Here is a 20,547-nt window from a genome sequence, read left to right on the forward strand (position 1 = left end):
TAATCTAAATAAAGCAATTAGAAGATTATTAGAATTGCAATGAAGATTCTAATGTTATTTTAATATTATTTTTTTTGAGTTATGAATTATGAGTTGTGAGTTATGAGTTACGAATTGATGATTCGGTTGTCTTCCTGAGCGAAGTGGAAGGATATGCGCAAAGTATTTTTCTGATCATTGAAATGAAATAATCTCGCTAAGTCGCGAAGACGCAAAGTTCATTTATGAGTTGCCTCCAGCTTTAGCTGGAGGTCATTTTTAAAAGAAATGAAAAAGGCTTTAGCCAAAATAAGTTTGGCTAAAGCCTTTTATGTAGGATTTATTTATCCCCCAGCTAAAGTTGGAGGCAATTCATAACTCATACTTCATAACTCATAACTTATAAGCGAAGTTCTTAGACTTAACAACTTTCCCTTTATCAGTAATCATTACACAACTATAATTAGGAAATTTTTGAAGTAAAAGCAAACCTTCTTTCTGTCCCAAAACCATCATAGAAGTGCTTAATCCGTTAGCGGTTTCTGCGTTCGGACCAAAAACCGTAACACTGCATAAACCAGTTGCAGGATAACCAGTTGCAGGATTTATAATGTGCGAGTAACGTTTTCCGTTAAAAACAACGAACTTTTCATAACTGCCAGAAGTTGTTACAGCGCCCTCTTTTAACGGAACGGCGACTAAAATCTTCTCCGGTTTAAACGGATTTGTAATTCCGATTTTCCAATCTTTTCCATTGGGTTGTTTTCCCCAAGTGCTCATGTCACCAGAACCGTTTACAATGCCAGCTTGAACACCTTTTGCAATCATCATGGCGCGGCATTTATCAGTTGCATAACCTTCTCCTAAAGCACCAAAACCAATTTTCATTCCTTTTAACTTTAAGAAAATAGTAGATGCTGTGCTGTCTAAAATGATGTTTTTATAGCCAACTTTCTCAACAGATTTTTTTATGGCTTCCGCCGAAGGCATTTCAGTCATCGAACCGTCAAATTTCCAAATACGGTCCAAAGCGACAAAACTAACATCAAATCCGCCATTTGTAATTTCAGAAAGTTTAATCGCTCTTTGTGCCAATTCGAAAACTTCGCGATCTACTTGAATGGGTTTTATTCCCGCATTCTGATTCACTTCAGAAACTTGAGAAGTGGGTTTCCAATCGGAAATTAAATTTTCAATTCGCGTAATTTCAGCGATAACTTCATCTATATTTTTTTCTGCAGAAAGAGAATCTTTGTCGACAATAGAAATATCAAAACGTCCGCCCATCAAAAGCGTAGTTCTTTTTCGTAATACTTGCGAATGTGCAGATACACAGCAAATAATTACAAAAAACAATGAAATTTTATAGGATAATAATTTATGCATGAAAATGTATTAAAAAGTCAAAAGTCGAAAGTTGAAAATCAACAATCTAAAATTACTCTAATAACAATCCGTTAAAAATTGTTTATTCGCTTTATATTCTTCAAGTGTTTTTAGTCCTTTTGAAAGACACAATTCATTTAAGATTGATTCGACATCTTTCTGCATGGCAAGTGAACCACAAATCATAACGACACCACCTTTTTTAAATAGATTCGTAAAGAAAGAGGAATCTCTTTTAATCAAATCCATTACATAAATATGTTCTGCTTCACGCGATAAAGCGACATGAAAATTATCCAGATGTTCTTTCTGAATCATAATGTCAGCAAACTTTTTGTAAGCCATTAAAGTTGGCGTCTCCATTCTAAATCCGCTATACAAATGAAGTTCTTGTTTTGCTTTATTTTGTTCAATCATTCCTAAGAAAGGAGCAATTCCTGTTCCGTTAGAAATAAAAGCCACTTTTTGAACTTTTTTAGGAAGATGAAAAGCAGGATTTTTTACAATCTGTGCTTTTATTACATTTCCTGGTTCTAAAGCATTCAGGAAGCCAGACCCCAATCCGTTTGGATGCAATTTTACAACTAATTGAATATTTCCAGAATGATTTCCAATCGAGTAGAGGCGTTCTCTAGAATCGTTAGCGGGATAAATTGCCAATAAATCGCCCGAACTAAATTTAACTCTAGAACTAGCTCTTAAAGTCAGAATAAAAGTATGTTCGGTTTCAGAAATTGGTGTTTTATCCAAAACCATTAATTTTTGCAGACCTTTCGGAATATGGTTGTATAATGATGGAGTTGTAGCCAGCGGAATTCCTGTTTTCTCGCTCCATAATTTTATCCATTCTACAAACTCAACCGCCGATTTATCATTTACAGTTTGTAAATTCAAATAACGATCTGCCCATTTTTGTTTTCCTAAAAGCTGATCTATTTCAATAGCAAACTGGCAAAAATCTGGATACGATTTCGAGCCAAAACCAACTACAGAGAAATTAATATTTTGATTTTGATTTTGTTTCTCTAATAAAGTTTTGAATTGCGTTCCGTTAGAAGGAGCGTCTCCTAAACCATGAGTTGAAGTAAAAACAATAATGTGTTCTGCTTTTGGATATGCGGAAAATTTATTCAATTCACTGACAAAAACTTTCTGCCCGTGATCAATTAATTGTTTCTGAATTGAATTGGCAAATCGGAAAGTGCTTCCGTTTTCTGAACCAACCAAAAGAATAAAAGTGCTTTCGCTAGCTTTAAATTTATTCTTAATACGACTAGATCTTCTTTTTAAAGTAATTGCAAAACCAGAATAAATAAAGAACAGAATGTTAATGCAGGCTATAGCCAAAATAATCGCCCAGATTCCGTTAATTCTTCCTGTATGAAGATCTAAGCTTAATGCCGCAAATTGAGTTCTCATTGGCGAAAGCTTTTCAGAAATTACAGCTCCTGTAACCTGATTGATTTCAATTTCTCGGTCTTTCAATTCGATAATATAAAATTCTTCAGGATCATCTGTAAAAGGAAATTCGATTTTCTTTACGTCAGATAATAAAGTGGTATTAAAAATTGAAGTTGTTTTGGCTTTCTCTGAAAGTTCTGTTTTTACAGGTTTTGATTTTTCTTCGCCCATAAAAAAGTTGAATCTTTCTAGAGATAAGTAAGTTCCTGTAAGCGAAATAATTAAAATCGGAATTAAAGCCAATCTTCCTAAAAGAACATGGTAATATTGTGCAAAGTATTCTTTGATTATTTTAGAAAAGAAATTTCGGATGCCGCGCTGTCTTTTTAAAACCAGTACGAAACCCGAAATTGATATTAATAGCAAGCAAAAAGAAATTACGCCCACAAAAAAACGTCCTGTTTCATGAAGAAACAGTGAACGGTGCAAACTGGTAATCCAATTTATGAATTCGCTTTTCTTTGTAGGAGTTCCTAATACTTTTCCAGTTTTTGGATCAATGTATGCTTTAACGTCATTTCCATCTCCATCAATAGCTTGAAGCGTTACAAATTGATTGTAATCTACACTCAATTCTGTAATTTCAGAATACTTTTTCTTTAAAATTGGAAGCGTTTCGCCTAAGGTTATTTTATTAAAATCTTCTGCTTTGTACGGAAGTGTTTTTTCCTGAACCGCATCGACCGCCAGAATGATTCCTGTTACCGAAGCCAAAAGCAAAAAAATAGAAGAAAATAGGGCCAAAGCCAAGTGTGCGTAACGCCAAAAAGAAAGAGTCATTGAGTGTATTCTAGAAATGTAATGGTATTATATTTTACTTAATCTTACGTATTTGATGTAACCTTTACCATCTGTTTTTTCTGCAAGACCTTCAGTTGTAAGAGGCACTTCAAGATCGCTTACATAATATTTCTGATCTTCTACAGCAGATTCAAAACGTAATTTGTAACCTTTATTAATTTTAGAATTCTCAATTTCGATTGTAGTAACACTACGATCACCTCCCGTTACAGAAGCTCCAGTTTTAGCGCTTATGTCGTCTGATTTTTGTGCAGTGTGAAATTTATTCCATTCTTTTAAAGACTTGTACCATTTTTTATCATCGCCCATTACGTAAAGAGTTTTTTCGTATTCTCCTGCCGAATTCACTAGCGAAACAACGATATAAGCACCTTCTCCCATATAGTTATTCATTTGTAGCATAATCTTGTATTTGCTTGATTGCGCTTGAGATTGGAAAGAAACTAAAAAGATAAAAGCGCTTGTAAGAGCAATTTTTAATATTGATTTCATCTGAAATTATGTATTTGTGTGGATTTGTAATGTGAAATCCCAAATCCCAAATGTAAAGTTTGGAATTTGGAATTTCAAATATTGATTATTAATTAATTGTTTATTTTAAGAATTCAACAGAAACGTTGTTTTTGGTTAAAAGCTCATTCTCTTTCGCTAAAGCGTAAGCCGTTTCGTCAAATTCTGTACTGATGTCTTTTTTAGCTCCAGCAGAAACTAAATATTTTAAAATAGCATCATCCTTAGAAGTCATTGCCGCTCTGTGTAAAGCCGTTAAACCATCTTTATTTTTAGCGTTGATGTCAACTTTTAAGTCAGTGATTTTTTTAAGAAGAGAAACATCATTTTTAGTAATAGCTAAATGATATAAAGTGTTTCCGTCTTTTTGTGGAGCCGCAAGGTTTAAACCTTTGTCTTGAAGTAATTTTGCTTTAGCATCAAAAGGATCAGTAGCGACTTTTTCTCTTCCTGCAGGGCGATATGATTGTACTAAGTAAACACCTAAATTATTTCCGTCTTTGTCTTTTACATTTACATCTGCACCTTTGGTCAAAAGTAAATTTACAGCTTCTGGAGTTCCGTTTCTAACAGCAAAAGTCAAAGCAGATTCTCCTTTAAGATTTTGAGCATTTATGTTTTTAACAGAAGGAAGAAAAAATTCTAAGACAGCAGTTTCTCTAGCCGCAGCAGCAACCATAACTGGCGTATTTCCTTCTTTATCAGCTTTGTTTACATCAACACCTTTACCTAAAAAATATTTAATAATTTCAGCTTGATTTGGTTTTCCAGCCAAGAAGTGCAATACATTTTGTCCCGCTTTATTTTGAGCAGTTGCTTTAATTTTTACTTCTTCAACCAAATATTTATAAGTTTCTAAAGTATTACTTTCTCTTCGGCTTCCTTGTGCGACAAATAAAAGCGCATCGCTAGTTGGTTTAATGCCTTTTTCTACAAGTTTTTTCAAAAGAGCAATATTTCCATATCTTGCGAGCATAAGTAAAAGCTGTGTTTCCGTCATTATCTACATCTTTTAAAGACATTCCTTTAGTAGAAAAATAGTCAGCGACTTTTAAATCTTTATCAGATGCAATGGCCAAAAGCAAAAGGTTTGCTCCATTCGCATATTTTTTTGTCGGATTAAGTCCAGCTTTAAAGAAAGCATCGTACATCGCAAGCATCAGACTGGCCGTTTGAAGCGACGAAATCAGCAGGAGCGGTTCCGTGGCTGTCTTCAAAATTTACGTCAGAACCTTTAGCAATTAAATATTGAACCAATTCAGTATTTCCTCTATATGCTGCCCAATGGAGATAGATACGATTATCGTGAGTTAATTTTGTGATTGAATTTCCAGGTTGCTCAACCAAAAATTTGATCGTTGCAAAAGGCGCGTCATTATTAATGGCTAAGGTGGTAACATCAAATGCGTTTGCATTGGCTTCAGCTGGATTATTTCCTTTAGAGATTTCTGCCTGAACCGTTTCAACAGTTGGAGAAGTTTTCCAGAAAGCCGCATCTAGCAACGCATTTTTTTGCTGAGCACTTACAAATAGAGTAGCGACAAATGCAAAAGAAACAAAAAGATTCTTTTTCATATTTCGATAATTTATGGTTATTGAATTGTACAAGATTAATTTATTTTTTGGGAATATTTTATTCTATTTAGAATAAATAAAAATAAAAGCAAATGTAAAAATTAATATTCTTAAACCAAGAATAATTTACTGTAAAAAGGGAATTTGAAGGTATTTTTTCAAAAATTAAGAATCCCTTAAGTAAATTTTAATTTTGTTTTAATTCGATCTCTTTTTGGAAGTGGCAAAATGATTTTTGAATGTTTTTTCTCTTTTATAGCTCTAATAAGATTAAATGGCGAGAATTGTTGCAATAGTTCTTTTGTAAGCCGTTGATTTTAATAACATCTTTGACTTTTTTACTATTGGTTTGAGTGTAAGTTTGTGTAATAAAGTATGTTATGATTTTTTTGTAGGCAATTATTATTTGGAATTATTATAAATAACTGATGTTTTTTTGCTGAAATATTTACTTTCAAATTTCTCTTTCATCAAAACGAATGTTGATAACTGTTTTCGTTTTGACCTCAGAAAGTACTTTTTTTCATGTTGATAACTTAGTATTATTTTTAGGGAAACTGCTAGCTCATTGTAAATTACAGCGTATTATTTTCATGTTGATAAAATTTGCAAAATCGTGATTTTTTGAAGTTTCAAAACTGTTGATAATTGGGCAGATTTTTAACATCAAAAATTGGACAATAGAATAACTGTGGGTTAAATTTGTAATTATAGAAATCACGCTAATACCTCCCCAAAATAAGCGCTCGGATTTCTATTTCAAATAGTCACTTAAAACTCTATATATATATGTCAATTTTTGATAAAAGAATCAATTATAAACCTTTTGAATATCCTGAGGTTCTGCAATTTACCGAAGCTATTAATAAAGCTTATTGGGTACACACTGAAGTAGATTTTACTGCCGATACGCAAGATTTTCATGCGCATTTGGATTTGGCAGAAAAAACAGCTATTAAAAATAGTTTATTGGCAATTGCGCAGATTGAGGTAGCTGTAAAAAGTTTTTGGGGCAATATATATGAGCATTTTCCAAAACCAGAATTCAACGGATTGGGAACTACTTTTGCGGAATGTGAATTTAGACATTCTGAAGCGTATTCTCGTTTGTTGGAAGTTTTAGGATATAATGATGAATTTGAAAGATTATTGGATGTTCCTGTAATTCGCAGACGTGTAGATTATCTTTCGAATGTATTAAAAGACACAAAATCTCAGGATAACAGAAAGTACATGGTTTCCTTGATTTTGTTTAGTATTTTAATTGAAAACGTTTCTCTTTTCAGCCAGTTTGCTATTTTATTGTCATTCACAAGATTCAAAGGATATATGAAAAATGTGAGTAATATCATTGCTTGGACTTCAATCGATGAGCAGATTCATGCTAATGGCGGAATTTATATTATTAATAAAATCCGTGAAGAGTTTCCAGAATATTTCGACGCAGAAACTCTCGAATTAATTAGAGAAACTGTTAGAGAATCAATCACTGTGGAAGCCGATATTTTAGATTGGATTTTTGAAAATGGAGCGATTGAAACGATAAACAAAGAAGACTTGGTAAACTTCATGAAATTTAGAATTGATGAAAGTTTAAAACAAATCAATATCGAAACGATTTTTAATGTTTCTCCCGAAGAGTATTCAAAAATGACTTGGTTTGAAGAAGAAGTTTTTGCAAATAGTTTAGATGATTTCTTTGCGAAACGTCCAGTAGAATATACAAAACACGATAAGAGTATCACAGCAAACGATCTTTTCTAATACAAGCCCATAATACATTATGAATACGATAGACACAAACCCAGCAAATAATAATTTTGAACCACAAAACGACAGCAAAATGTGGTGGAAAAATTCTGAAAGTGAACAGATTTTAAACCGCGGTTATCTTTTAAAAGGAGAAACTGTAGAAGGAGCAATTGATAGAATTTGTACGGCTGCGACAAAAAGGCTTTACAAACCAGAATTGAAAGAGTCTTTCATGGAAATGATCGAAAGAGGTTGGATGAGTATCAGTTCGCCAGTTTGGGCAAATATGGGAACAGAAAGAGGATTGCCAATTTCTTGTTTTAATGTGCACGTTCCAGATAAAATTGAGGGAATTACACATAAACTTGGAGAAGTAATTATGCAAACCAAAATTGGAGGTGGAACTTCTGGTTATTTTGGTGAATTACGCGAACGCGGAAGTGCAGTAACTGATAACGGAAAGAGTAGTGGAGCAGTGAGTTTTATGAAGCTTTTTGACACGGCTATGGATACCATTTCTCAAGGAGGAGTTCGTCGTGGTGCTTTTGCCGCTTATTTAGATGTAGATCATCCAGATATTGAAGAGTTCTTGAAAATTAAAAGTATTGGAAACCCAATTCAGAACTTGTTTACCGGAATCTGTGTGCCAGATTACTGGATGCAAGAAATGATTGATGGAGATGCTGAAAAAAGACAAGTTTGGGCAAAAGTATTAGAAAGCCGTCAGCAAAAAGGATTGCCTTATATTTTCTTTAGCGACAACGTAAATAAAAATAAACCGCAAGTTTATAAAGATCAGAATCTAAGAATCAACGCTAGTAATTTATGCGGCGAGATTATGCTTCCGTCTACGCATGACGAATCATTTATCTGCTGTTTATCTTCTATGAACTTAGAATTATATGAAGAATGGAAAGATACTGAAGCAGTAAAATTAGCGATCTTTTTCTTAGATGCTGTTTTACAAGAATTTATTGAAAAAACAGAAGGAAACTATTATCTTTCTGCGGCAAATAAATTTGCTAAAAGACACCGTGCACTTGGTTTAGGTGTTTTAGGATGGCATTCTTATTTACAGAAAAATATGATTCCGTTTGAAGGAATGGAAGCTAAAATGAAAACAACAGAGATTTTCAAACATATTAGTGACAAAGCTGATAAAGCAAGTCAAGAGTTGGCTAGAATTTACGGAGAACCAGAACTGTTAAAAGGTTACGGAAGACGCAATACTACAACAATGGCAATTGCTCCAACAACATCTTCTTCTGCAATTTTAGGACAAACTTCGCCAGGAATTGAGCCTTTTAGCAGTAATTATTACAAAGCTGGATTAAGCAAAGGTAATTTTATGCGTAAAAATAAATACCTTAAAAAACTGCTTGAAGAAAAAGGTTTGGATAATGAAGAGGTTTGGAGAGGAATTATGCTAAATGGAGGAAGTGTTCAGCACATGGAACAATTGACTCAGCAGGAAAAAGACGTTTTCAAGACGTTTAAAGAAATCAGCCAATTAGAAATTGTACAACAAGCAGGAATTCGTCAGAAATTTGTTGATCAAGGACAAAGTTTAAATCTTAATATCCCAGCAGAATTGGCAATCAAAGATGTAAACCGTTTGATGATTGAAGCTTGGCAACAAGGGGTAAAAAGTTTATACTACCAAAGAAGCCAAAGTGTTTCTAAAGAACTAGTAACAAGTCTTGTTTCTTGCAGCAACTGTGAATCATAAAAATTATAAAGCCGAATCTTTAGATTCGGCTTTTTTTGTGAATTTTTACAGCTAAGATTTGTTAAGATTTACTCGTAAGAAACGCAAAGGGTTTCACGCAGATTTTAAAAGATTTAAGCTAATTAAGACAGATATGAATTGCCTCCAGCTTTAGCTGGAGGTTTTTGTTTTATATTGTAAAAGGCTTTAGCCAAATTCAAAGTTTGGCTAAAGCCTTCTTCCTTTCCTTTTTACCTCCAGCTAAAGCTGGAGGCAATTCATGTGAAAAAAAACTTAGAGTCTTAGCGTCTTAGTGGCAAAAAAAATAGCTCTAAACCTTAGACTTCAACCTACTCAAAGTTTCCTGAGAAATATTAATATAAGAAGCCACAATTTTATTGGGCAATCTTTTCACAATCGCAGGATTTATCTTCAAAAGTTGATTATATCTCTCCAAAGCATCCATTGTGGTAAAAGACATTAACCGATTGGCATTATTCACATAAGCTTTTTCTAAATAATTGCTGTAGAACTCACGCCATTGAGGAATAATTTTCATTAAATGATTAAAATCTTCGTGTGAGATGCTTAGCAATTCGGATTTCTCAACAACCTGAATATTTTCTAACGCTGGCATTTTGGTAATAAAACTAACTAAAGCTGTTGCAAATTGATTTTCGAAAGCAATATATCTCGTAGCATCTTTTCCTTCTTCATTAATAAAAAAGATTCTCAAACAGCCTTTTGCAACAAAAAATGTTTCTTGACTTATTTGTCCCTGAGCTAGCAAAATTTCATTTTTCCCTTTTTTGATAAATTTAAAATAGGAAAGAATGGTTTCTAAATCTTCATCAGAAACGTTAATGCTTTTTCGAATGGAATTACCAAGTTGTTCGTATATCATTTAATTATAATCTCTCACAAATTTGCGGTAATAAATAATATCTTCAATAGATAAAACCACCAAATCGTGTTCTTGTGCAAAGCTAACAATTTTGTTTAGTTTAGCCATGCTTCCGTCTTCGTTCATCAATTCGCAAAGAACGGCTTCGGGTTGTAAGCCAGCCAATTTCATTAAATCTACGCTTCCTTCTGTATGACCATTTCGTCCTAAAACACCATTTTCATTCGCTCTAAGCGGAAAAACATGCCCAGGTTTCGCTAAGTCTTCTGGCTTCGCATTCATTGCAATTGCAGTCTTTATAGTTGTAATTCTGTCTTTTGCAGAAACTCCTGTTGTTACTCCATTTTTAGCTTCAATCGTAATGGTAAATGGAGTTTGAAAACTGCTTGTGTTTTCTTTTACCATGTAAGGAAGTTCCAATTCGTCTGCTTTATTGTTAGTCAAGCAAAGACAAACAATTCCGCTGCATTCACGAATCATTAAAGCCATATCTTGAGCACTCATATGATGTGCAGAAAATATAAGATCGCCTTCATTTTCTCGATTTTCATCATCGGTTACCAAAACACCTTTTCCGCTTTTAAGTTGCTCCAAGGCATTTTCAACACGTTCTTTACTCGAAATTCCAAATTGGGTTAACGGACTTAATTCTGTACTTATCATAAAAGTTTTTTTAGAAATAATAAGAGACAAATCTAAAATTGTTTGAAACTAAAAAGTTTGATATAAGTCAATAAATCGACATTCTATTTTTTTAATGTTAATCTAATTAAGTTGTCATAAAATCTTAATTTAGTACCCAGATTCCATAATCGAAAGTTTAATAAATACCATCTTAAATGGAGAATATCACCGTTATTATAATGCTCGCTTTTCGGCGTTGCTTTTCTTAGTCTTGTTAGCAAAAGATATAACTTTCCCATTCCGATTGTTTTGGTTTTATGTGGCGTTGTTATTAGTATTGTTCCTGGACTTCCTGTGATTGCTTTAAGTCCTGAAATTGTATTTATTATATTTTTACCACCGCTTTTGTATCATGCGGCGTGGCATACTAGCTGGTCAGACTTTAAGCAATCTATACGTCCAATAACTTTTGCGACTGTCGGTTTGGTTTTCTTTACAACAGGATTAGTTGCTGTTTTTGCACATTGGCTTATAGATGATATGTCTTGGCCGTTAGCTTTTTTACTTGGTGCAATTGTTTCGCCTCCCGATGCAGTTTCGGCAACAGCGATTACAAAAGGGTTAGGTCTTAATCCTAGATTGATTGCTATTCTAGAAGGAGAAAGTTTAGTAAATGATGCTAGTGGTCTTGTTGCATACAAATATGCGCTTACGGCAATTACAGCGGGAAATTTTGTTTTGTGGCAAGCCGGATTAAATTTCGTCTTAATGTCAGCTTTGGGCATAGGAATTGGTTTGGCTGTTGGCTTTATCATGTATTATATCCATAAAAGATTTGTTTGCGACGATATTATCGAAGTAACGCTTACATTATTGACACCATTTGCTTCCTATCTTCTTGCCGAGCATTTTGAAGGATCGGGAGTTTTGGCTGTGGTAACAACAGGACTTTTTTGGCGACAAGATCAGGTACGATTTTTTCGCATGAAAGTCGAATAATGACCAATACCATTTGGGATGTGCTTAATAATATTCTGAACGGTTTGATTTTTATTTTAATCGGACTTCAGTTAAGACAAATTATTGCTGGAATTAGCAATTACTCTGGAAATTCATTATTTATCTGGGGAGCAGTTATAAGTATCGTGGTGATTCTAGTTCGTTTTTTGTGGGTTATTCCTGCTACAATTCTACCAAGAATAATTAGTAAAAAGATTCGAGAAAAAGAACAATTTGATTATCGAAACATGATCATTTTTGGATGGTCAGGAATGCGTGGTGTGGTTTCTATGGCTGCGGCTTTGGCACTTCCGTTAATGTTGAATAAAACAGAAGAATTTCCGCTTCGAAATTTAATTATATACTTAGTTTTCTGTGTAATACTTTCAACTTTGGTTATACAAGGTCTTACGCTTCCGTGGTTGATTAAGAAGCTGAAAATTGAACGTTATTCGATACTTGCAGAAGAATATAATATTAGAAATGTAATTGTTTCAGAAACTATTGCTCATATAGAAGACAATTTCTCACTATTGAATGACGAATTGCTTCACAATATTAAAAGTAAATACGAAGTAAAATTTAATCGTCTGCAAAAGACTGAACTTCCTGCAAATTTCTTTGGAAATGGAAAACTTCTTGGAGGTGAAATTTTTAATGATTTCACTAAAATTCAAATTGATTTGCTAAATGTAGAAAGAGGAAAATTAGAATCAATGCATAAATTTGGCTCTGTAAACGAAGAAATCTTCCGCAAAATCGAAAAAGAACTAGATCTGGAAGAAACCCGTTTATGGATGGAAATGTACGAGGAAAATTAATTGTTAATTGTAAATGGTGAATTGTGAATGTCTTCTTTGCATACAGAAAATAATTAATAATTCACCATTTACAATTCACCATTAAATAACCCCCATTTTCTGCATTAAGAATGTTGCGCTTTTATTTTTGCAGATTCCGTTTCGGAGTTTGTAATCAAAATGTAAATCGTTGTTTTGGATCTCAACTTCGAAACATTGATTGGTTAAAATATCAGGAAATTCGTTTGTTGTTAGGCATACTTCAATGTCGTGTGTTGCGATGGCGCCAATAGCTTTTTTAGAAATGATTTTCTTCACCACTTCAATTGTTCCGTTTCTTTTATCATCAGAGTTTGTACCTCTTAAAATCTCATCTAATAAAACAAAAGCAGGTTGATTTTCAAGTTCATCCATGATCTGTTTTAAACGTTTAATTTCAGCAAAAAAGTAAGACTCAGAATCAGATAAAGAATCTGATAATCGCATTGAAACTAATACTGGAAGTGGATGTACTTTAGCTTCTGATGCACAAATAACTGAACCAATTCCGCTAAGTACCATATTGATTCCTAAACTTCTTAAAAAGGTACTTTTACCAGACATATTAGATCCAGTCAAAATCACAAAAGATTGTGGGTGAAATTGTGTGTCATTTCCAACTCTTGTTGCGGGGTTCAATAACGGATGACTTAGATTTTTGAACTCGATTTTATAATCAGAATTGATTTCGGGAAAAACGAAATCTTCATTGTTGTAAGCTAGATTAGCTAGACTATTTAACGCTTCAATTTCGCCAATAATAGAAACCCAATGATTCATTTCTGAAGCATAATCTTCTTTCCATTTTAAAAGTGCCTTTAAAACATGCAGATTAAATAAGAATGTTCCGTTGAATAAAGTGGCTGTTACAAAGTTATTTATCGTATCCATTCTTGAAAATAACTCAGAAAGCTGTTTTAAATGCTGACTTGCTTTGGCATTCTTAAAGTTAAGCTGTTCTTGTAATCGAATTAGTTTCTTAGATTGGAAAGATTCACGTTCAATTTTTTCAATCAATAAACTGTATTGCTTTATGATGTTAGCGACATTATCAGCTTTTGCTATTTCCGATTGAATTCTCTTTACAGCTCTTCCTAAAACAATTAAATTGGCAATAAAAACATACGTTAAATAAGAAAGTATAATAGTTTTTGATGTAATAAAATACGCTGCCAGAAATCCAAAAAACGTTACTGGAAGAATAAATGATAATGCAACTAAAACTTTAGGTAAGGAGTTATTTGTAAAAGAAGTCCAATGTTTTATTGCTTCGTAAGATTGTTTAGAATCTTGACTTATGATTGCTAAAGCCTGAAATTCTTGCCTCCAATCAATTTTGTTTTTTAATTCATTTATAGCTTCCTGATTTTCTAAAATTTCAGCCTCAGGAAGAGTGTGAAGCAATAATTCTGCGAGTGTTTTTTTTCCGATAAAAGATGCTGTTCTATTTAGATTTTGAAATAAAGAATGATCTCCAAAAATATCCAAATCGTAAGCATACGGATGATGGAAATCGATAAATTCAGCTCCATTTTCAAAAGGCGTTTTTTCTCTTCTCAGAAAGGCAATTTCATTCTGATTAATTTTTAAAAGTGTTTCTGCAAGCAATCTTTGAAATGACACTCTCGAATGTATTCTCAGAAAAAAAATAAAACCAGCAAAAGATAGAACAGCTAGAATGACATAAAGTATTTGATCTGTTTTGATGTAATAAAACATAAAAAACAAGAAAAGGAAAATACTTAATAGTCTCAAAAGACTTATGCTGTTGTATTTTTTGTTGGTTTTATTATAGAGTTCTGAGTATTTTGTAACGTTGTCTGGATATGCTTTCATTCTATTATTTTGGTTGAAATACAAATATAGCTTTTAAGTCACAAAATCATCACTATTGTTATTTAATCTTCATGCATAACCAAAATCGGAATGGTAACTTCTTTGGCTATTTTTTTTGAAAAACTAGAATCAAAAAGACTTTCAAAGAAAGAACGTTTATGTGTTATTGTGGTCAAAATATCAATGTCTTTGTAAAGTATAAAATCAAGAATAGTTTCTTTTACATCGTCACTTGGCAAAACTAGAAACTCCACATTTTCTTCAGAGAATTCTTTTTCCCATTCTTTTCGAACTTCTTCTGAAACATCAGAATTAGAAGTTTTAACGTATAAACTTTTTACTTTAGCACCGGTTTTTTTAGCAATTTTCAGAATTTTTTTCAGTTCTTTTTTATCTTTTTCACGGTAGCGTGTCGTAAAGCCAATAGTTTTTACTTTTCTGTATTTTGCATCGATAGGAATACACAGAACAGGAACTTCAACTCCAGAAATGACAGATTCGGTATTAGAACCTGTAAAGAATTTAGTCCAGTCAGAAGCACTGTTGGTTCCCATAATCACAAAATCGACTTGATCTTCTTCTACAGCGTTTTTTAAATTGTAGATAAGATCACCATCCATTAAACGGTGTTTGATTACAATATCTTCTAATTTACGTTCGGCTGCAATTTGACGCAGTTTTGGAATTTCGTCTTTAAACATTTCAAATTTTGCCAATTCGATTGAACTGTATATAGAAGCGTAATTCTCTGGAAAGAATTGGCTGTCGTAAACGGGAATCTCGAATGTATGAAGTAAGATTAATTCGGCGTTTACCACTTTAGCAAATTCTAAAGCATGGACAAATGCATTGGTAGCAAGATCAGAGAAATCGGTTGGAAATAATATCTTTTTCATAGTACTTAAGATTAAGGTTTGTCTCTCAAATTTACTCATTCTGCAAAGAAAACAACCTGATATTTATCAGTATTTTAACAATTAATATTTTATTAATCTCAATTAATTTGAAGATTTCTTGTTTGAATGGAGTTGCATTAACGCAGAAAAGAATTTGAGCGTTTTTTTATACCTTTGCAAGCATGATAAATCAAGATTCTATAGTTGCTTTGGCTACGCCTTCGGGAGCTGGAGCCATTGCCATAATTCGTATTTCTGGAGCCGAGGCCATCACAATTGGCAATTCGGTGTTTAAATCTATTAAAAACAAAGATTTAACGAAACAGAAAACACATACGCTTCACTTAGGGCATATTGTAGATGGAAGCAAAACATTAGACGAAGTTTTGGTTTCGGTATTTAAAGGTCCGAATTCTTATACGGGAGAAGATACGATTGAAATTTCTTGTCACGGATCAACGTATATTCAGCAAGAGATTATTCAGTTATTGCTTCGAAATGGATGCAGAATGGCCGATGCTGGTGAATTTACATTGAGGGCTTTCTTAAATGGAAAACTGGATTTATCGCAGGCAGAAGCCGTTGCAGATTTGATTTCGTCAGACAACGAAGCTTCTCACCAAATTGCCATGCAAGCAAATGCGTGGCGGATTCAGTAATGAAATTGCGAAACTAAGAGAAGAACTTTTAAATTTTGCTTCTTTAATTGAATTGGAATTGGATTTTGCAGAAGAAGATGTAGAATTTGCAGACCGAACACAATTTCATGAATTATTAAATAGAATTGAATTTGTTTTAAAACGTTTAATTGATTCGTTTGCTGTTGGAAATGTAATTAAAAATGGAATTCCAGTTGCGATTGTAGGTGAACCAAACGTTGGAAAATCAACTTTGTTAAATGCTTTATTAAACGAAGAGCGTGCCATTGTTTCTGACATTGCCGGAACAACTCGTGATACCATTGAAGACGAATTGGTAATTGGTGGCATCGGATTTAGATTTATTGATACTGCAGGAATTCGTGATACTAAAGATGTTGTAGAAAGTATCGGAATCAAGAAAACTTTCGAAAAAATAGAACAAGCTCAGGTTGTAATTTATTTGTTTGATGGATTAAAGTTTCAAACATCAAGTTCTGAATTTGTAAATGAAATTGAACAGATTAAGAATAAATATCCGCTAAAACCGCTAATTATTGTGGTTAATAAAAAAGATATTTTATCTGCTGATGAAGTAGCTAATATTACTAATCAGTTAGAAAATTTAAATGCAAAATTGCTATTAATTTCTGCAAAAGAAAAAATAGGAGTAGAGGATTTAAAAAATGAATTATTATCTTTTGTAAATACTGGCGCATTGCGTAACAATGAAACGATTGTTACCAACACGAGACATTATGATTCGTTATTAAAAGCGTTAGACGAAATTCAGAAAGTAAAATTTGGTTTAGAATCAGGTCTTTCAAGCGACCTTATGGCGCTTGATATTCGCGAAGCTTTATATCAATTTGGACTTATTACAGGTCAGGTTTCTAACGACGAATTATTGGGGAATATCTTTGCTAATTTCTGCATCGGCAAATAGAGGGCGCAAAGAAACACAAGATAAAAACAAACAAAATAGCTAAAATGTTGGTAATTAACATTTTGGCTATTTTTTTATTCAATTATTTTTTGGAATATTTAGGTGTTGTTTTGTTAAAATTTGTACCTCATTTGTACCTCGGGTTCCGAGGCACAAGAAAAATTTAACGGTATGGTCAGATTTTGGCACATTTTGGCACCTTATGGCACAAAATGACACATCAGGAGAGGATTTAATGGACAATGTAGGGCACATAACTAAAAAAATTAAAAAATTATGAGTTCAAACATGCGAATTACAAGAATCTGCCAATTCTGCAATCAGGAATTTACGGCAAAAACCACGAAAACCAAGTACTGCTCGCTAAAATGCAGCAGTAGGAATTACAAATGTTTTGTATTCTGGTGATTTAACGAATCTGGATATATAATTTGCTAAATTTTAGAAGCATAAACTGGTAAATGAAAAAAAAACAGAGTGCAATTGCATAATAATTGCATAATATGTATCGCTTGTTCTGATTATTTTTGATAATGATTGTAAAGTGTAGCAGGATTTGGAAAGGCTGTAAATGGAGTTGTTTTTTCAGTGTGGTCTTTCTTCTAGATTTGTCAAAAAATTTAAAATCAAAAAATGAAAAAATATATACTTTTTATTTTGATGTTTATTGGAACAATGGCCTATTCCCATAAAAACATATCTCATCGCGCTTTTTTAGAAAAGAACTTGACGGAAATAGAAAAACTGGCGGCAACGGCTAAAGTTTGGGGATTTTTGAAATATTATCATCCTAAGGTTGCCGATGGAAGCCAGAATTGGGATGAGCAACTTTTTAAAATTTTAAGACAAACTGAAAATACGCAGACTGTACAGCAATTTTCAAATGCCATCTCAGACTGGATCATGTCTCTTGGAGAAGTTAAAAAGTATGAAAACATTAAAACTGATATTGATAATGTCTATTTTGATAAAAATATAGATTTTTCGTGGTTTGATGATAGAACTATATTTACAAAAGAACTTTCTCAGATGTTGAAGTTTGTTCAAAAATATAAATTCCAAGGCGAAAACTATTATGTGACATTTCAGAAAAAGGATCCTAATGCTGTCCCGTTGCAATTTATTAATGAAGTGAAATACTCAAAATTTGATTGGACAGATAAAAATATGCGTCTTCTAGCATTTTTTAGATATTGGAATTACGTTGAATATTTTTTTCCATATAAATATCAGACAGATCAGGATTGGAATTTGGTGCTTACGGAAATGATGCCAAAGTTTTCAGATCCGAAAACAGAGCTTGATTTTCATTTGGCAATGCGAGAATTGTCAGTTAAACTGAATGATTCTCATTCTTCACTTGGCACAAGTAAAATGTATGATAAATTTGGAGAGAAATTTGTACCTGCTGATTTTAAAATTATTGACAGTAAAGCTGTGGTAGTGGGTCTTAAAAATGATTCTCTTGCACGAATATCAGATATAAAGATTGGTGACGTCATAACAGAAGTTGAAGGGAAATCTATCCAAACCATAATTAAAGAAAATACAAAGTATGTCGAAGGATCTAATAAAGCTTCTGTTTTAAGAAATTTTTATTGGGCTATTTTCAACGGTAATTCAGATTCTGTTCAAGTTAAGTATACTAGAGAGGGAAGATCCTCTCAAAAATATATAAAGAGATATGAATATGCATATTTAATTGCAATTCCTAAACCTAAAGAAAAGTGGAGATTTTTAAATAACAAGGTTTCTTATGTTAATCTTGGTGAAATTACAGAAGATGATGTGCCTGAAATGATGAATAAAATTATGGTCTCAGATGCCATTATTTTTGATTTGAGAAATAATGCCAGAGGCGCAGATTATTTAATTGCTGAATATTTAAATCCCGAACCTAGAGAATTTGTAAAGTTCGCAGATGCTGATTTGAAAACTCCTGGCAATTTCATCTGGCGAAAAGAGGAAGAGAAGTGCGGAAAAGTTAATCCGAATTATTATAAGGGTAAAGTTATTGTCCTGGTTAACGAAGTGACACAGAGCCATGGCGAGTATACTGCAATGAGCTTAAAAGTGGCTCCAAACACTACCGTGATTGGTAGCCAGACTTCAGGAGCAGACGGTGGGGTAGTCCGATTTGAAATTATAAGAGGATTTAGGACACAGTTTAGTAGTTATGGCGTATTTTATCCTAACAAAAAAGAAACACAGCGTATTGGAATTGTTCCCGATATAAAGGTAGAACAAACCATTAAAGGCATACAGAGCGGGAAAGACGAAATTTTGGAGAGGGCTTTGAAGTTTGCCGAAAAAGGCAAATAAACCAGTAAAGCTTTACTGGTTTTTAAGACTTCTCAATTTTTCTTCCAATTCAATATTTTCTTTCAATAGCGAATCAATCTGCTGTTGCAGATAGAAAGGAATATGCTTATACTGGTTTTGTAAGATTGTATCTAATTTTTTTTCACAAACAGCAGGCTCATATATTTCTTCCATTTCGACCTGCAGAACTTTTGCTATTTTAGTCCATTCACCCATGGTGATTTTTGTTATGCCTTTTTCTTTGCGGCTGTAAGTGGATTGCGTCATGCAGAGTAAATCAGCTATTTCCTCTTGAGAGAGTTGTTTTTCAAGACGTTTAGCCTGCAATTTAACTTTAATCATTTTTTCTTTCTTTTTGGGAAGCAATTATAATAAAAAAATATAAGAATATACCAATAAAAATTAAAATTGAAATTTTGATTTTGATATTTTTTTGTGATAAAAATAAAGGTTATTGCATTTTTTATTGTAATAAATAGATGAAATTGCATAAAAGTTGCATAAGACTTATCTGTCATGTTTTCTATTTTTGAATCGTATCTAAAGAAATAATTCAGAGTTTTTTTACCAGAAGTCGACATGGTTTAAAACATAGGTTATTTTACAATTTAGATGAATTAATTTAATTTATTGTTCAACATCAAACAATCAACAAATGAAGAAATTAAGTTTAAAAAGTTTAAAAGTAGTTAAACTGTCAGACAAGGAAAAAGCTACCATTACAGGTGGAAGCGCAACATGTTACAACTCAGGATTAAACTCCTGCAATCAGACATCTGCGTGGCCAATTAACTGCAGAACCACATATACTACAACCTGTTAAAAGTATTTATTGTAGGAGCTGAATAGGTTCTTATTATAATTTATCTGCTCTAAGAGTATTTTCATATTGAAAATACTCTTTTTTTAACCACAACAGATTAATCGTCAAATAAATGAAAAAAATTATCCTTTTTGCCATTTTGTTGGTAAGTATTGTAGGCTACTCCCAAGAGAAAGATTGTAAAAAATTTAAAAATGGAAAATATTATTCTTCTGCTTTTCCTGACCAGTATATAATTAGAAAAGATTCAATAGAAGAAACATATACTGATGGAAAATTAGGTCTTGTATGGGATGTTAAGTGGTTGTCTGATTGCAAGTACGAACTTGTATGTAAGAAAAATTATGGTACAGAACCTGTTCCACTAGGATACAAACTAGTGTATACCATATTTGCTACCGAAGGAGACTGTTATTATATGACTGTATTTTTTAAAAATGAAAAATATCCTCAAGGCAGTACATTTCAGCGAGGAGTTTGTTTAATGAATGATTAAGAAGCCAACAGTGGTTTGTTAATAGCAGTAGGGCTTTATATGACATATTTTA

General features: G+C 32.8%; 18 protein-coding genes and 1 pseudogene. 8 read left to right on the plus strand and 11 right to left on the minus strand.

What is annotated here, in order from left to right; translation table 11 throughout:
- Positions 1–372: 372 nt before the first annotated feature.
- The 6 genes from P5P87_RS01795 to P5P87_RS25715 all read right to left on the minus strand — a co-directional run bounded on the left by P5P87_RS01795 (position 373) and on the right by P5P87_RS25715 (position 5,712).
- The gene (locus P5P87_RS01795; protein ID WP_278021340.1) at positions 373–1,365 is read right to left on the minus strand and encodes an FAD:protein FMN transferase; all 993 of its coding nucleotides are present in this window, start codon (positions 1,363–1,365) and stop codon (positions 373–375) included.
- A 57-nt stretch (positions 1,366–1,422) separates the two neighbouring features.
- Entirely contained in the window at positions 1,423–3,606 is a 2,184-nt protein-coding gene (locus tag P5P87_RS01800; protein ID WP_278021341.1) for a PepSY domain-containing protein, read from the minus strand.
- Between the two features lie 27 nt (positions 3,607–3,633).
- Positions 3,634–4,119: a DUF2271 domain-containing protein gene (locus P5P87_RS01805; protein ID WP_198857326.1), complete on the minus strand. Its 486-nt coding sequence runs from the start codon at positions 4,117–4,119 to the stop codon at positions 3,634–3,636.
- 100 nt (positions 4,120–4,219) lie between these two features.
- Positions 4,220–5,113 carry an ankyrin repeat domain-containing protein gene (locus P5P87_RS25705; protein WP_340696613.1) on the minus strand — a complete coding sequence of 298 codons (894 nt, stop codon included), beginning with the start codon at positions 5,111–5,113 and terminating at the stop codon, positions 4,220–4,222.
- Positions 5,055–5,297 (minus strand): hypothetical protein, encoded by a 243-nt coding sequence (locus P5P87_RS25710; RefSeq protein WP_340696614.1) that lies wholly within the window; start codon positions 5,295–5,297, stop codon positions 5,055–5,057. The genes P5P87_RS25705 and P5P87_RS25710 overlap by 59 nt, the downstream gene beginning before the upstream one ends.
- Positions 5,269–5,712, minus strand: coding sequence for an ankyrin repeat domain-containing protein (locus tag P5P87_RS25715; protein WP_340696615.1), 444 nt, complete (start codon positions 5,710–5,712; stop codon positions 5,269–5,271). Before P5P87_RS25715 ends, P5P87_RS25710 begins: the two co-directional genes overlap by 29 nt.
- 789 nt (positions 5,713–6,501) lie before the next feature.
- Between P5P87_RS25715 and P5P87_RS01815 the strand changes: the two genes are divergently transcribed.
- Together P5P87_RS01815 and P5P87_RS01820 are read left to right on the plus strand one after the other, a co-directional pair.
- On the plus strand, positions 6,502–7,476 hold the full coding sequence (locus P5P87_RS01815; RefSeq protein ID WP_198857324.1) for a ribonucleotide-diphosphate reductase subunit beta: 975 nt from the start codon (positions 6,502–6,504) through the stop codon (positions 7,474–7,476).
- A 79-nt stretch (positions 7,477–7,555) separates the two neighbouring features.
- Positions 7,556–9,193, plus strand: a complete 1,638-nt coding sequence (locus tag P5P87_RS01820; protein ID WP_422854109.1) for a ribonucleoside-diphosphate reductase subunit alpha — start codon at positions 7,556–7,558, stop codon at positions 9,191–9,193.
- Positions 9,194–9,503: 310 nt separating this feature from the next.
- Here the strand turns inward: P5P87_RS01820 and P5P87_RS01825 are convergent, their stop codons facing one another.
- A complete protein-coding gene (locus P5P87_RS01825) occupies positions 9,504–10,076 on the minus strand; it encodes a Crp/Fnr family transcriptional regulator (protein WP_278021343.1) in 573 nt (190 codons plus the stop codon).
- Positions 10,077–10,739, minus strand: coding sequence for a 3,4-dihydroxy-2-butanone-4-phosphate synthase (ribB, locus tag P5P87_RS01830; RefSeq protein ID WP_278021344.1), 663 nt, complete (start codon positions 10,737–10,739; stop codon positions 10,077–10,079).
- 270 nt (positions 10,740–11,009) lie between these two features.
- Between ribB and P5P87_RS01835 the strand changes: the two genes are divergently transcribed.
- Positions 11,010–11,699 (plus strand): cation:proton antiporter, encoded by a 690-nt coding sequence (locus tag P5P87_RS01835; protein ID WP_278021345.1) that lies wholly within the window; start codon positions 11,010–11,012, stop codon positions 11,697–11,699.
- Positions 11,699–12,520: a cation:proton antiporter domain-containing protein gene (locus tag P5P87_RS01840; protein WP_278021346.1), complete on the plus strand. Its 822-nt coding sequence runs from the start codon at positions 11,699–11,701 to the stop codon at positions 12,518–12,520. Before P5P87_RS01835 ends, P5P87_RS01840 begins: the two co-directional genes overlap by 1 nt.
- Positions 12,521–12,601: 81 nt before the next feature.
- Here P5P87_RS01840 and P5P87_RS01845 read toward each other — a convergent pair whose 3' ends face one another.
- A complete protein-coding gene (locus tag P5P87_RS01845) occupies positions 12,602–14,374 on the minus strand; it encodes a MutS-related protein (RefSeq protein ID WP_278021347.1) in 1,773 nt (590 codons plus the stop codon).
- A 62-nt stretch (positions 14,375–14,436) separates the two neighbouring features.
- Complete coding sequence (locus tag P5P87_RS01850) at positions 14,437–15,270, minus strand: universal stress protein (protein ID WP_278021348.1); 834 nt, start codon at positions 15,268–15,270, stop codon at positions 14,437–14,439.
- Positions 15,271–15,452: 182 nt separating this feature from the next.
- On the opposite strand from P5P87_RS01850, the pseudogene mnmE reads away from it, so the two are divergent.
- Positions 15,453–16,854: pseudogene (gene mnmE, locus P5P87_RS01855) on the plus strand (tRNA uridine-5-carboxymethylaminomethyl(34) synthesis GTPase MnmE).
- Positions 16,855–17,487: 633 nt separating this feature from the next.
- Positions 17,488–19,176: a S41 family peptidase gene (locus tag P5P87_RS01860; RefSeq protein ID WP_278021349.1), complete on the plus strand. Its 1,689-nt coding sequence runs from the start codon at positions 17,488–17,490 to the stop codon at positions 19,174–19,176.
- Positions 19,177–19,188: 12 nt separating this feature from the next.
- Here P5P87_RS01860 and P5P87_RS01865 read toward each other — a convergent pair whose 3' ends face one another.
- Entirely contained in the window at positions 19,189–19,518 is a 330-nt protein-coding gene (locus P5P87_RS01865) for a helix-turn-helix transcriptional regulator (protein WP_278021350.1), read from the minus strand.
- A gap of 313 nt (positions 19,519–19,831) precedes the next feature.
- Here P5P87_RS01865 and P5P87_RS01870 point away from each other — a divergent pair, with 313 nt between their 5' ends.
- Positions 19,832–19,999 carry a hypothetical protein gene (locus P5P87_RS01870; RefSeq protein ID WP_278021351.1) on the plus strand — a complete coding sequence of 56 codons (168 nt, stop codon included), beginning with the start codon at positions 19,832–19,834 and terminating at the stop codon, positions 19,997–19,999.
- Positions 20,000–20,111: 112 nt separating this feature from the next.
- Positions 20,112–20,495 (plus strand): hypothetical protein, encoded by a 384-nt coding sequence (locus P5P87_RS01875; RefSeq protein WP_278021352.1) that lies wholly within the window; start codon positions 20,112–20,114, stop codon positions 20,493–20,495.
- Positions 20,496–20,547 lie beyond the last annotated feature (52 nt).

Origin of the sequence: Flavobacterium ginsengisoli (genome assembly GCF_029625315.1) — a bacterium.
GTDB classification, from domain to species: Bacteria; Bacteroidota; Bacteroidia; order Flavobacteriales; family Flavobacteriaceae; genus Flavobacterium; species Flavobacterium ginsengisoli.